This is a genomic window from Acetivibrio straminisolvens JCM 21531 (assembly GCF_000521465.1).
In the GTDB taxonomy this organism is placed as follows: Bacteria; Bacillota; Clostridia; order Acetivibrionales; family Acetivibrionaceae; genus Hungateiclostridium; species Hungateiclostridium straminisolvens.
Genome location: NZ_BAVR01000001.1, coordinates 93,444 through 107,681, shown reverse-complemented (window position 1 = coordinate 107,681; position 14,238 = coordinate 93,444). Strand labels below are relative to the sequence as shown.

At 42.9% G+C, this 14,238-nt stretch carries 8 protein-coding genes and 7 pseudogenes; all 15 read right to left on the bottom strand.

What is annotated here, in order from left to right:
• Window positions 1–81: 81 nt before the first annotated feature.
• The 15 genes and pseudogenes from JCM21531_RS00450 to JCM21531_RS00380 all read right to left on the bottom strand — a co-directional run bounded on the left by JCM21531_RS00450 (window position 82) and on the right by JCM21531_RS00380 (window position 14,216).
• Window positions 82–852, bottom strand: a complete 771-nt coding sequence (locus JCM21531_RS00450) for an ABC transporter ATP-binding protein (RefSeq protein WP_038286557.1) — start codon at window positions 850–852, stop codon at window positions 82–84.
• 1 nt (window position 853) lies between these two features.
• On the bottom strand, window positions 854–1,633 hold the full coding sequence (locus JCM21531_RS00445; protein WP_094184691.1) for an ABC transporter permease: 780 nt from the start codon (window positions 1,631–1,633) through the stop codon (window positions 854–856).
• A pseudogene (locus JCM21531_RS00440) lies at window positions 1,633–2,615 on the bottom strand (ABC transporter substrate-binding protein). Before JCM21531_RS00440 ends, JCM21531_RS00445 begins: the two are co-directional and overlap by 1 nt.
• A gap of 42 nt (window positions 2,616–2,657) precedes the next feature.
• Window positions 2,658–4,666: pseudogene (gene cooS / locus JCM21531_RS00435) on the bottom strand (anaerobic carbon-monoxide dehydrogenase catalytic subunit).
• Between the two features lie 150 nt (window positions 4,667–4,816).
• Window positions 4,817–5,993 (bottom strand): annotated as a pseudogene (locus JCM21531_RS00430) (MalY/PatB family protein).
• A 10-nt stretch (window positions 5,994–6,003) separates the two neighbouring features.
• A pseudogene (locus JCM21531_RS00425) lies at window positions 6,004–7,163 on the bottom strand (trans-sulfuration enzyme family protein).
• Between the two features lie 7 nt (window positions 7,164–7,170).
• Window positions 7,171–7,551, bottom strand: a complete 381-nt coding sequence (locus JCM21531_RS00420) for a RidA family protein (protein WP_038286552.1) — start codon at window positions 7,549–7,551, stop codon at window positions 7,171–7,173.
• A gap of 126 nt (window positions 7,552–7,677) precedes the next feature.
• Complete coding sequence (locus tag JCM21531_RS00415; protein WP_038286550.1) at window positions 7,678–7,893, bottom strand: hypothetical protein; 216 nt, start codon at window positions 7,891–7,893, stop codon at window positions 7,678–7,680.
• A gap of 39 nt (window positions 7,894–7,932) precedes the next feature.
• Window positions 7,933–8,836, bottom strand: a pseudogene (locus JCM21531_RS00410) (thiamine pyrophosphate-dependent enzyme).
• A pseudogene (locus tag JCM21531_RS00405) lies at window positions 8,829–10,013 on the bottom strand (transketolase C-terminal domain-containing protein). Before JCM21531_RS00405 ends, JCM21531_RS00410 begins: the two co-directional pseudogenes overlap by 8 nt.
• Window positions 10,003–10,314: a 4Fe-4S dicluster domain-containing protein gene (locus JCM21531_RS00400; protein ID WP_038286548.1), complete on the bottom strand. Its 312-nt coding sequence runs from the start codon at window positions 10,312–10,314 to the stop codon at window positions 10,003–10,005. The pseudogene JCM21531_RS00405 and the gene JCM21531_RS00400 overlap by 11 nt, the downstream one beginning before the upstream one ends.
• Entirely contained in the window at window positions 10,311–10,856 is a 546-nt protein-coding gene (locus JCM21531_RS00395; RefSeq protein WP_038286545.1) for a 2-oxoacid:acceptor oxidoreductase family protein, read from the bottom strand. Before JCM21531_RS00395 ends, JCM21531_RS00400 begins: the two co-directional genes overlap by 4 nt.
• A pseudogene (locus JCM21531_RS00390) lies at window positions 10,853–12,023 on the bottom strand (pyridoxal phosphate-dependent aminotransferase). Before JCM21531_RS00390 ends, JCM21531_RS00395 begins: the two are co-directional and overlap by 4 nt.
• Window positions 12,016–13,344 (bottom strand): phenylacetate--CoA ligase family protein, encoded by a 1,329-nt coding sequence (locus tag JCM21531_RS00385; RefSeq protein WP_038286543.1) that lies wholly within the window; start codon window positions 13,342–13,344, stop codon window positions 12,016–12,018. Before JCM21531_RS00385 ends, JCM21531_RS00390 begins: the two are co-directional and overlap by 8 nt.
• Before the next feature lie 47 nt (window positions 13,345–13,391).
• Window positions 13,392–14,216, bottom strand: a complete 825-nt coding sequence (locus JCM21531_RS00380) for an ABC transporter permease (protein ID WP_243466961.1) — start codon at window positions 14,214–14,216, stop codon at window positions 13,392–13,394.
• Between the last annotated feature and the right edge of the window lie 22 nt (window positions 14,217–14,238).

Sequence of the window (14,238 nt, the reverse complement as noted above, 5' to 3'; positions counted from 1 at the left end):
TATAGGAAAGTTTGGAGCTTCAAAAATTTCCACTTTTAAAAGCACCGGAGCAAAAAATCTCCGGTGCTTTTTTAAAATTAGTTATAAATAGTATTCTGTCATGTCGCTGGGTTTTAGCTCAAATTCAGCAAAAACCCTGTCCCTGATTTTTAAGAAATCGCTTCCGGTTCTGTCTCTTTTCCTTGCCAGAGGCACTTCTATTATGCTCTTTACTTTTCCCGGGCTTGGAGTCATTATCACTATTCTGTCCGCTAAAAAAACTGCCTCCTCTATGTCATGGGTGACAAAAATTATTGTTTTTTTGTTTTCCTGCCAAAGCCTTTCTATCTCATCCTGCATGCTCATACGAGTCATTGCATCGAGGGCCCCAAGCGGCTCATCCATAAGAAGTATCTCAGGGTCCACAGCCAATGCCCTTGCCAGAGCCACTCTCTGCTGCATTCCTCCGGAAAGCTGGGATGGATGATGCTTTTTGTATGCCGAAAGCCCGACAAGTTCAATATATTCTTCCGCAATCTGCTGTCTTTTCTTTTTGTCTATATTCTTGCTTTCCAGTCCAAGCTCAACATTTCGAAGAACACTTCTCCAAGGAAGCAGCCCATAGTTCTGAAATATGGTAATTCTATCTACAGACGGTTTTGTAACGATTTCTCCGTTAACTTTAACAACGCCCGAGGTGGGTCTGTCAAAACCGGCAATCAAATTTAATAATGTTGTCTTTCCGCACCCGCTCGGTCCTAAAAGGCAAATAAATTCACCTTTCTTTATTTGCAAATTCACCTTTTCAAGAGATACCGTTCTTTTGCCTTTAAAAGTGTATTCTCTTGATGCTCCCTCTATCGAAATATACATATCAGTTCCTCCCCCTCCGGGATATTCCCCACTGCTTTTCAATGCCGGTTTCAAGGAGTTTTATAAGCCTGTCCAGCAAAAGTCCCAGGGCACCAATAAATATTATTCCTGCCAAAACCAAATCCGATCTCAAAGAATTTCTTGCATCTATAATAAGATATCCCAAACCGGACTGGGCACCTACCATTTCTCCAGCCACCAGGAATACCCAGGCTGATCCTAAAGCCAAATGCAGCCCGTTTGCAATCAACGGAAAAGCCGCCGGAAGAATAATTTTAAAAAGCATCTGCGGCTGCCGGATTCCAAAGTTGTCAGCCACTTTCAAATAAATTGCATCTACATTTCCCACTCCGGAAACGGTGGAAAGAAGAATCGGGAAAAACCCGGCTATGAAAATAATGACAACTGCAGGAGTATCTCCTATTCCAAACCACAGGACAATAAAAGGGAACCAGGCTATAGGTGAAACCGGCCTTAATACCTGCACCACCGGCTCAATAAAAGACCATACGCTTTTATTCCAGCCAAGCAAAAGTCCTAAAATTATTCCTGCAGCTATTGCCGCCAAATACCCGATAAAGAACCGGGTAAGGCTAACCCTAAAATGGGTAAATAGAGTTCCGTCCTTTATCAATTCCGCCATTCCTTCAAGAACTTTGGCCGGCGAAGGAAGAAGTGACGGCTCGTATCTTCCCGACAGCACCGCCAATTGCCAAATACCTATAAGCACAGATATGCTTACAACAACCTTCAATGTCTTTTTTAATATGTCCATTCTCATCACTTCACTTCACCTATAAATGTATTGTCAACAAACTCGCTGTACTTAGGAGGATTTTTTGAAAGTCCCATTTCCACCATGTATTTTGCAAGCTCATTATAGTCCTTTTCTTCGAGCTTAAGGTTATCATAGGAAATCCACTTAAGGGACAAATCCAGTACCAGTTCTTCTGCTTTTAAGTAGCTTGTAGCAATATCGCGGATTACCTCGTCTTTTGATTCGGCTTTTTCCCCTGCTTTTATGTATTCCCTGATGAATTCCTCAGCTATAGCCTCGTTATTCTTTATAAATTCATTTCTAAGAATCAACCCGCAGCACACAGAATCTTCCCATAAATCCTGGGATTCAAATAATGTCTTTCCTTTATCCACTGCCACCGATTTGGCTCCAAAGGGTTCTGCCACGCAATAACCGGATATTCTGCCTTCTGCCAGGCAGCAGCCATTTCCGGAGGCGGAAGTTCGACAACATTTACATCGCTGTATGAAAGACCATGGTTTTTCAGCATGATATGCAGAAGAATATTGTGGGTGGAAAGCTTGCTGGGTATGGCAAAACTCTTTCCCTTCAAGTCCTCAACCTTATTGATATCTTTAGAAACCACCACAACATTTCCGTCTCTGTGTCCTAAGGCAACTGCCTTTAAATCAATACCTTGTTCTTTTGCTTTCATTGCAAGCTCTACAAGCATGGACGCACCATCCACTTTTCCGGAGTTCAAAGCATCCACCAGTTCTGTCCACGAACCGAACTTTACAAGCTCCAGTTTAAAATTCTTAAAGTTCTCCTTTGCAAGTTCATTCTCCACATAAAGGGGAAGGGCATGGGTAATAGGCAAATAAGCAATCTTTATTGTTTTAACTTCCTTATTGTCATTTGACCCGTTATTTACTGTCCCGGCCGTCCTGTCTCCATTACTGCAACCTGCAAGGCTTAATATCATCAACACCAGCAGAGTGAAAATCACTGCTTTTCTTCTCATATTCATTACCTCCCTCTGAAAATCTGCCTTCTCAAATATGCTTTATTTCCACATCAAAGCCTTTCTCTTTTCATTAATATCTGAAATTATCCTGTCTGACAGCTTCAGCGGGTCTACTTCCACTACCATAACAGCTCCTAATGTTTTTTCCGTATCTTCAAACAAATATTTCATCACATTTTTAGAACCTTGCACAGGCGGATAAACCGAATGGTAAGAGTTTATACCTAAAAGTCTAAATCCAAGGGCTGCGCCCACTCCCTTTTCGTTGGACCATTCGGGACTTGCAAACGCAAAAGGCATATCTTTTATATCCTTTTTCAGGCTGTCGGCCAATGCTCTGAAAATGCAGATGCCCTTGCATTGTCAAGACATTCCCCCATATGCCATACAGGAGGCAAATCCGGTCCCAAAAATCCTCGGATTCCCTCACCGGCTTTTTCCAAGGCTTTGGCATTACAGTAGCCCAGCTTGAGAAGGGGAAAGGATGCACAACCGTTGGTAAGCACAAGGATATCGTTTTCAATCAGCTTTTGCGCTACATCTGCTATTGCTTTTTCGTACATAACCCTGGGGTTGTTGCAGCCAACAAGATTTACCACACCACGGATTTTACCTTCCTCCAAAGCCTTCGCAATTACATCTATGCTTCCGAAACGGACGGCAGCATACTCCACGGAAAAGCCAATTTCCGCATCCACCTCATACTTTGGAATAAAGACCGGAACATCTCTTCTTTCCTCAAAACTTTGAATGGCTCTCTTAACAATAGTTTTCGCCAAGGCCTCCGTTTCGTGCAAATTCGAATGGTCATGGTCGTAGCCATAATGCTCTGCCCCGGGAAGCCTTGCAGAATCACTGGTTGTAACCACTGTAGTTTTAAAGCATTTTGCAACATCCATAATTGACGGAAATACATCCTGAACATCCGCCACCCACAAATCAATGGCCCCGGTGCCGAGAACCAATTCCGCACCGATTGCATTGGATAGAGGAATAACACCTCCATAGCGGTACATTGCCGAAAGTCCCGAGCAACATATTCCATAGAACTGTATTCCCAAGGCTCCCTTTTCTTTAGCCAGTTGTATAAATTCCGGGCTTCTTCCCTGTTTTACTATTTCACTAACCAAAAGAGGAGAATGCCCGTGAACGGCAATGTTGACATAGCCTTCCATAAGAGCGCCTAAATTTGCTTTAACAGTGCTCCTTGCAGGCAAGCCAAACAAACTGTCCATTGCAATTGAAGAGCCCAAAACGCTGCTCCATGCAAAAGCCAGACCGCACCTTAAGAGCTGCTTCATAATATTCTCCCAATCTCCATCCGTTCCCGTAGTTGTGCGATGAAGGGCTTCAAATACTTCGTGATAAGCTCCTATAGGAAGAATATCTAAGTTTTTCCACTTTTCAATCCTTTCCTTTGTGGCAAAAGCCTTTAATGTCTTATGCTCTCCCGGAACTGTCCTTGACAAATCCTCAAGAAGAATTTCTGCAACTTCTACTGCCAGCTCTTCCTTGGACTTGCCTTCAACGGATATGCCCAATTGAACGGCAGATTTTCTAAGCTTTGCTTCTCCTGCAACAGGTATGTTAAGTACTCCTTCTCCGGCCGACTTTAGCGCCAGCATTATTTCGCGCCCTCTTGCTCCATGAGCTGCAACGCCTGCTGCTACCCACCTTAAAAGGTTTCTTGCAACAATAAGGTCTGCATCTGCTCCGCACACTCCTCGAGGACTCTTCTTCGTCACTCTGCATGGTCCCATATTGCAATTTTTACAGCAGACACCCGCAATCCCAAAGTTACAGTGGGGCTTTTGGCTGTCAAAGCGGTCAAAACACGTCTCACAGCCTTGCTTTTCCATATGTAAAAGCATTTCTCTTACTGCAGGATCCGGAGTATTCTCTATAACATTTGCCTTTGACGGAAAGCTCTTCTTGTATTCATTAACGGCATTATTGTAATCGTCAACAAAGGAATTTTGATGGTGGTGATGCCCCTGTGCATTATCAAAATGCCTGTGGTGGTATCTTATATCTTTATAAAAATTCATATCCGCACCTCACTCTATGTCTTACTATCCCTATATGTTTACTCATGTTTCAATTATACAGTATATAGGTATGAATAGTCAACAACTATTTCCCATTATTCCTATTTGTTTTGTTGTATTTATGGTAAAAAAATCAAAGTACGCCTTACCTCAACACGAAAGCCCGTCTACAGCCTTTTTGATTCTTTCCAGCCCTTCCAACAAAACCGTTCTCGGGCAAGCGAAATTGAGCCTCTGAAAACCAAGGCCTTCTTTGCCAAAGGCAAATCCGTCATTTAAGCCGACGCCGGCTTTGTTGACAAAAAAGTCCTTCAGTTGTCCCGCCGGAACTTTAAGCCCGTTGCAATCAAGCCATGCAAGATATGTTGCTTCCGGCCTTATAACTTTTATTTGAGGGATATTTTCTTTAAAATACTCCTCCAGCGTATTTAGATTTTCTTCAAGATATACAAGCAATTCATCCAGCCACTTCTCACAGCTTGAATATGCAGCCTCAGCTGCCACAAGTCCGAATATATTCAGCATATTGGCTCCGTTTTTGCTTAACGTGCTTCTAAATTTCGCCCTAAGCCCCGCTTCGGATATTATTACCGCAGACACCGAAAGTCCTGCAATATTGAAGGTTTTTGTCGGAGACACCAGTGTGATGCAGTTTTTAAAATCATCCTCTATCAATGACGCAATCGGAATATGCTTATGTCCTTTAAACACCAAATCCGAATGTATTTCGTCCGAAACAAGAATCACATTGTATTTTTTGCAGAGCCTCAATACTTCTTTTAGTTCATCAATCTTCCACACCCTCCCTATCGGGTTGTGGGGACTGCAAAAATCATCATTTTTACATTATCCGAAAGCTTTTTTTCAAGGTCTTCAAAATCAATCCCATAATGCCCGTTATTATCCCTTAAGGAATTTGTCACCAACTCCCTTTCATTATCTATGATACTGTTATAGAAAGGGTAGTATATGGGAGTCTGCATTAAAACCTTGTCCCCGGGTTTTGTGTATGCAAGTATTGCTGTATTTACCGAAGTAACAACCCCCGGACTGTAAGAAATCCACTTCTCGTCTATCTGCCAGCCGTGCCTTTTTTTCATCCAACCGGCCAAAGCTGCCGAAAGCCTCTCCGATGCCTCGGTATAACCGAATATTCCATGCTGGGCCTCTGTATTATGGCCTCAGAAATAATAGAAGGTGATTTAAAATCCATATCGGCAACCCACATGGGCAAAATGCCGGATTTGCCGAATCTTTGTTTGCAATAGTCCCATTTGAGACTATCGGTATTTTTTCTATTTACAACTTCATCAAATATACTGCTCATAAAATCCCCCCTATTCCAAGGCCTGTTCAAGGTCGGCAATTATATCCTCAGCCTCCTCAATTCCCACCGAAAGCCTTAAAAGTGTATCGGTAACTCCGATTCTTTGCCTCATTTCCTCCGGTATAGCTGCATGGGTCTGAACGGTAGGATAGGTAATCAAGCTTTCCACACCGCCAAGGCTCTCGGCAAACATTACAAGCTGTACCTTTGCCAAAACCCTCTCCACAGTTTCAACATCTTTTGCATTAAAAGAAATCATGGCACCAAAACCGGAAGCCTGAGATTTCGAAATTTCATAGCCTTCATGTTCGGGCAATCCCACGTAGTTGACCTTTGTGACATTTTTATGGGTACAAAGCCACTTTGCAATTTTCATGGCATTTTGCTGCTGCTTTTCAAGACGTACCCCCAAGGTCTTTATTCCTCTTAAAATCAGCCAGCTGTCAAAAGGTGCCAACACTGCCCCTTCCGATTTTTGAATGAGTTTAAGCTTTTCGGACAACTCTTCATCATTAACTACAATAAGACCTGCCAATGTATCGTTGTGCCCCCAAGATACTTTGTCCCGCTGTGAACCACAATATCCGCTCCCAGTTCCAAAGGCCTCTGAAAATATGGTGTAAGGAAAGTATTGTCCACAATCAAAAGTATTTTCCTGTCTTTTGAAAATTCCGATATTGCCCTTAAATCGGCCACCTTCATCATCGGATTTGTGGGAGTTTCTATAAAAAATGCTTTGGTATTGTCTTTCACAGAGTTTTCTATATCTTGAATCTTACTGGTATTAACGTAGGAAAACTCCAAACCGTATTTTTTATATATTTCCTCAAACAGTCTGTAAGTACCACCATAAAGGTCATCCGAAACAACGATATGATCTCCCGGTGTGAAGAGAGAAAGTATGGTGGATACTGCCGCCATACCGCTGGAAAAGGCAAATCCAAACTTCCCGTTCTCAATATTTGCAATGGTGTTTTCAAGCTCTTCCCTTGTAGGATTCTGCAAGCGCGAATAATCATAACCCGTAGTCTGATGCAGCGCCGGATGCCTGAAAGTAGCACTTTGATATATGGGAAAGCTAACCGCCCCCGTATGCGGGTCATAGCATTTTGAGCCATGTACCACCTTTGTACCTATACTATATTTCAACACATTCCCATCCCTCATCATCCTCTCTTTATTTTATTGCAACCGCTTCAATTTCTATTAATACTCCCTTCGGGAGCTTTGATACTTCAACACATGACCTTGCAGGATAAGGCTCTGAGAAATACTTAGCATAAATCTCATTTATTTTTGCAAAGCTGTCCATGTCCTTTATAAACACAGTAGTTTTTACCACTTTGTTCAAGCCGCTGCCGGCTGCTTCAAGAACATTTTTCAGGTTTTTTAGCACCTGCTCTGTCTGTTCCTCAATACCTCCGCCAACCACTTCTCCGGTTTGCGGATTAATGGGTATTTGTCCCGATGTGTAAACAAACGAGCCCGCAACAATCGCCTGTGAATACGGCCCGATTGCCTCAGGGGCTTTATCGGTTTTTATAACCTCAATAGACATTCTAACAATCACCGCCTTCATTTCCCGAGTATTCCAATATGTTTTATATTATAGTACTACATATACTCCCTTGTCAATAAACGCTTATAAATAATTTTTGACGGTTAATTTTCGATTTGTCAAGAATTATTGCTTTTCCGGGTCCTTCACAGCCTCTTCTCTGGAAAGCTTACAAAGATTGCATTTATGTATTTTGTAGAATCTGTAAAGAAGGGAATCCAGCTCCCTTTCGGCTTTCTCAAGCTCTTGCTTTTTAAGGCAGCAATTACTATGACATTGAGCTTTCAAAACAATATTTTTCAATTCAATTTCTTTAAGCAATTCTTCAACTCCTTTTGTCATGAGCAACACCCCTTTATAGAAATATTGATTATATATGAATCAGCAATTCCACTTAGCGCGCATTAGGTTCCACTTTTTATCCCTTTCTGTAATTATCCTCTCTATGTCCTCTTTTGTGAGATGTCTAAATCTTGACTGTTTTTTCAAATATTCCTCTACCGAAGTAAATTCCTTGGGATTTTTATTCAACGTAAACTCATTGTTTTCATACTCTGCAAGATACCAAAGGCCGCAATCCACCACTTCCTTGGCTATGTCAACGGCACTGTCGGAAGGAGCTCCCCACCGGTGGGACATGGGGCAAAAACATGAATATAAGAAGTCCCGTCCACCTGTGAAGCTTTTTGTATTTTATTTATAAAATCCTAAATATAGCCTATACTTGCTGTGGCAGCATAATCGATACCGTGAGCGGCAACAATTTCAAACATATTCTTTTTTTGCGTCAAAGTTCCGGGAATGTTGTCACCTGCCGGAGTGGTTGTAGTCCTTGCTCCATAAGGAGTAAGGCCGCTCTTTTGTATTCCTGTGTTCATGTACGCTTCATTATCGTAGCAGATGTAGATGATTTTATCTTTTCTGTCTATGGCTCCCGATAATGCTTGAATACCTATGTCCGCAGTTCCTCCGTCACCTGCAATTCCCACCACATGATAGTCCTTAAGCCCCAACGCCCTTGCTCCCGCCGCAATGCCCGAAAGCATGGAGCTGTTCCCGCAAAAGTGGAAATAATTGCGTTGTTTGTAAAGCAAAGCTGAGGGTAAACAAAACCTACAGCGGACATACAGCCTGCGGGAACTACCGTAAAGGTTCTTTCACCCAGCACCTTTAAAACAAGCCTTACCGCAATGCTTCCGCCGCATCCCGCACATGCTTTGTGACCGTAAAAAAACTCCTTGTCAGTGATATTCCTGACGTTTATCGTCCCTGTCACATTACTCATCTATAGATACCCCCAGACTTAAAAACTTAACCCGATTTTTTGAAATACCCAAAGATGCTTCTCTTAAATCATAGAATGTATCCCTTATGCTTTCTTTGGAAATATCCCGTCCGCCAAGGCCGGCTATAAAGTTCAAACTCCGTATATTCGCACCGGCTTTTGAGAGGGCAGAATTGACATTGGTAAATACCGTCCCCTCATATCCAAAAGATATATCCCTGTCTATTACTCCCACAGCCTTTGCATTCTTAGTTATTTCTATTATCTCTTCTTCGGGAAACGGCCTCATAAAACGTATTTTTAACACCCCTGCTTTAAAGCCTTCTTGTCTTAGCTCATCCGCTACAGCTCTGCACGTTCCGGTAGTACTGCCAAGGCTTATCATAATAAAATCGGCATCTTCGCACAGATATGCGTCAACAAGTCCTCCATAGCCTCTGCCGAAAGCCTTTTTGAAAGACTCATCCACTTCTTTTATTACCTCCTTTGCATCCAATACAGCCTTGTGCTGCTGGTATTTAAACTCCGTGTTGTCCGCCGGTGAAGAACTAAATCCCATGTTCTTCGGATTTTCCAAATCCATTTTGTAAGGTGTTTCAAAAGGCGGCAAAAACTTATCCACTTCTTCTTTTGAGGGAATATAAACCCGCTCATAGGTATGAGTAAGCACAAAACCGTCGAGATTCAACATAACAGGGGTAAGAACCTTTAAGTTCTCCGCTATTGCATAAGACTGAATCACCATGTCCAAACTTTCCTGGGCATCCTCCACATATATCTGTATCCAGCCGCAATCAAGCTGAGACAAGGAATCTCTGTGGTCCCCGTATATGCTCCACGGCAGCGCAAGGGAGCGGTTGGCATTCATCATTACAATGGGGAACCTTCCTCCACTGGCATAATGAAGCACTCTGCCATATACAAAAGGCCTTGGGATGAAGTTGCCGTAAAAGTTCTTGCTCCAATACTGCTGGCTCCCATACAAGCAGACAGGCCGAGTGCTCGGATTCCACATGAAGAAATTCAGCTTTCAGGCTCCATCTTCCACCATTTCAGCCAAGCGCTCCACCACTACTGTCTGGGGAGTAATCGGATAAGCGGCAATTACATGGGGGCTTGCCAATCTTACCCCTTCTGCCACTGCTTCATTTTCCGAAAGGAATGCTTTATCTCCCATGGTTTTTCTCCTTCCTTATCATTTTAACCGCTTTCTTGGGACAAACCCTGGCACATATGCCGCACCCTTTACAAAAGGCATAGTCAATGTCCACTGCCTTCCCTTCCTTGTATATTACTCCCTCCGGACAGCAGAGATAGCAATAAAAGCATCCGGTACACTTGGTGCTTTCCACAACAGGCTTTTCCGTTCTCCAATCTGCATTTTCCGTTACAAGATGTCCGGCGGTATAGCAGGGGCCGACAGGATAATCTTTAATATGCTTAGGCTTAACATATTCCCTAAGCTTGGGCCTATTCATGATGCCACCTCCTTGCATTGAAGGAAAGTCCTTTCAACCACCTCGATATTTTTCGCAAGAAGCTCCCCTTTTAGGAAACCTTCCATTCCTTTTAGTACGGCATTTAAGTCAATAATATCCGACACAGCCACAAGTGCACCAAGCATGGCTGTGTTTGTTATGGGTTTTCCCAACACTTTTAGAGCAATAGAGGAAGCATCTACCACGGTTATTTTCCCGGAATCATACTTTGCATAAGTCTCTTGGTTTGCCGAATTTATAATGATTTTACCGTTATATTTCAGGTCATCGAAAAAGTTTTCACTAAAGAGGGTTTCATCCAAAACCACGATAAAATCACATTTTCTGATTTCGCTGCGGTCGCAAATCTTCTTACTGTCAATTTTGGTAAAGGCTAGGACAGGAGCGCCTCTTCTCTCCGGACCGAAAGAGGGAAAGGAGAGGGCATGCTTTCCGCCATATAAAACAACTGACGCCCCAAGAAGTTTTGAGGCTGTAAATCCCCCCTGCCCCCCTCTTCCATGCCATCTTATTTCTATCATTTCCATCGCTCCCTTGCTTTGTCTTTTAGTTTTTCAAGCCTTTTTAGGGCTTCTTCAAGGGTTTCTCTCTTCTTTGCAAAGTGGAAGCGAATCAGATGATTTACATTGTCCCTAAAAAAGCTTGAACCTGGAACTGCTGCAACCCCCACTTCCTTTGCCATCCACTCACAGAACTCCAAGTCGCTTGCAAAACCAAACTCCGAAATGTCCACCATTACATAATAAGCTCCCTGAGGTACAGTGTATGTAAGTCCCAATCTATCCAATCCCGACAGAAATAAGTCTCTCTTTTCGGTATAAATTCTTTTTAACTCTTCATAATAATCATCCCCAAAATTTAGGGCAACCACCGCCGCCTCCTGCAAAGGTGCGGCAGCGCCCACTGTTAGAAAGTCATGAACCTTCCTGGCCCCGTCAATAATGTGGGACGGCGCAATGAGGTATCCCAGTCTCCATCCGGTGATAGAATAAGTTTTTGACAGGGAACTGCAGGATATGGTTCTTTCAAACATCCCGGGAAGGGATGCAAAATATGTATGCTTATAAGGGGAATACACAATATGCTCATATACCTCGTCGGTAATTACAAACGCATCATACTTTTTAGCAAAGCGGGCTATGGTTTCTAGCTCCTCCAATGTAAACACCTTTCCCGAGGGATTCGACGGATTACACAAAATCAATGCTTTGGGTTTCTGTTTAAAAGCTTCTTCCAGCTCATTCACATCAAAATTGAATTCCGGGGGCCTTAAATGTACATATATCGGCTCTGCCCCGAGAGTATGGCATCTGCAGCATAATTTTCGTAAAACGGGGAAAAGACTATTACTTTATCCCCCGGATTGCAAACTGTCATCATAGCTGCCATCATGCTTCCGTACTGCCGCAGGTCACCACGATTTGAGTCTCGGGGTCAATGGGAATTCCCATAAACTTGGACTGTTTTTTTGCCAGCGCCTCTCTGAAATTCTTGGCTCCCCATGTCACTGCATATTGATGTATGCTGCCGGCTGCCACTTCGCAAAGTGCATTTTTTAATTCAATAGGAGGGTCAAAATCCGGAAATCCCTGGGAAAGGTTTATTGCCCCAAAGCTATTCGCAATACGGGTCATTCTCCTTATAACCGAATCGGTAAAATTCTCAATTCTTCTACTTAGCTTAGGCATAAGATCCCCCATTTCTCTCATCAATCAATCTCTTGGCTTTGTGGGTGGCCCTGGGGAGCTCACCATTATCCAGAATAATAACTTCCTTTGGCTTTACACCTATGCGCGTCTTTATTTTGGCGGATACTTTCTCGGCAAGTACATCTTTAGGTTCGTGATTTCCCAAAGCCCTCTCAACCTCAAGCTTGAATTTGGTTGTAAAGTTTTCTGAAATGGCAGTAATCCTGTATTCTCCCGAAAGTTCTTCCATATTGCGCACAACATACTCAATATCACTGGGGAATACATTTACTCCCGATACAATAAGCATGTCATCCAAGCGCCCTGTAATGTTTATCCGGACATGGGTACGTCCGCAAGCGCATTTCTCCTTATTTACCGTTCCGATGTCTCCCGTCCGGAACCGAATCATGGGCCTTGCAGTTTTTCTCAAAGTGGTAAATACCAGTTCCCCTCTTTCTCCTTCCGCCACCGGCTCTAAAGTATCGGGATTGATTACTTCCACCAAGATATGGTCCTCCGCCAAATGAAGACCGTTTCTCTCGCTGCACATTCCCGCGCATGCTCCGAAAATATCCGAAATTCCATAGAAATCGTAGACTTTTGCCTCCCAAAGCTCTTCAATGGCTTGCCTTGTGGCCTCAATAGAGCCTCCCGGTTCTCCTGCTACAATGATTTTGTTGATGGAAAGGTCCTTTGCAGGGTCAATTCCCTGTTTTCTGGCAGTTTCACCTAAGTACCATGCATAGGAAGGTGTCGTCCATATAACGGTAGGTTGAAACTCTTTAAGGATAAAAAGCAGCCTGTCGGAAGGAATAGCACCAGCCCAAATGCACAAAGCCCCAAGGTTTTGTGCACCTATAACGTCCGGCCCTCCCACAAATAATGTAAAATTGAGGGCATGAACATAACGGTCATTAGGTCTCATCCCAGCCGCCCAAAACAACCTGCTTTGAACATCCTGAAATTCTTCAAAATCCTTCTTTGTAAATGGGCTAAGTGTTGGAACGCCTGTTGAACCGCTGGAGGCAGATACAAACACCACTTCCTCTTCCGCCACAGCCGTCATATCTCCAAGCAAAGGTTTACTTTGCTGTCTTTCCCGCTCTATATGTTTATTCACAAAAGGAAATTTGCTAATGTCAGAAAGTTTTCTAAAATTCGACGGTTTTACCCCCGCCTTGTCAAAGGATTCCCTGTAATATTGAGATTTTTCATATGCCAGGGTAAGATGCTCCAAAAGCATATGATATTGATAATTCTCCAAATCCTTTCTTGAAATCGTCTCTATCTCTTCATTCCAAAATTTTCTGGTACTCACAAAAACACACCCCTTGTATCATTTTCTCCACCTTAGAAGATGGCGTTCTATTTTATCTGATAAAAAGTAACACCCGTTACAACAACTCCTATGAAAATAATCCCTACAATAACCCTCGGATAGTCCGCAAAATCGGAAAAATACTTTACATACCAACCCAAGCCTGAAGTTGCCCCAATCATTTCTGCAGCAGTCAAAAGAATAAAGGACATTACAAGTCCGACAGTAGCACCGCTTATAATGGAAGGCAGAGTTGCCGGCAATATCACCTGGAAAAGCATCGAACCTTCACTTACGCTCAGGGCTTTTGCCGAATCAATAATTCTTTTGTCCACATTAAACACACCATTTAGCGTGTTAATAAACACCGGCCAGAAAGCTCCGATAAAAATGATGAATATGGATGCCGCTTTAAATGTGGGAAGTATGGCAATGGCATAAGGAATATACACTATTGGAGGTATCGGTCCCAATACTTTTGTAAGCGGATTTACAGCCTTGTAAAGTCTTTTCTTCCATCCAATAACCAAGGCCAATGGAATGGCCAAAGCCAAAGCCAAAAAATATCCTGCAAACAGCAATTGAAACGAGCTTACGGTTCCTTTCAAAAGCTCCGGTAATTCCGATATCAACAGCGAAAGAATATACGAAGGGGAAGGGAAAAGCAGTTTGTCGGCCAAATCCGTTTTCGTTGTAAATATCTCCCATATTATTAAAATCCCATACACGATGGCAATAACATCGCCGATGGTCTGAAGCTTCTCATCATCCTTCTTTAATACCGCATTCAGTATATAGAAAATTTCCAGTATCAACACCAATCCAATATAATACCAGGCATTTACCCCCTCTTCGGGACGGGATAAGTTCAACCACCAATGCCGCCAAAAGCAA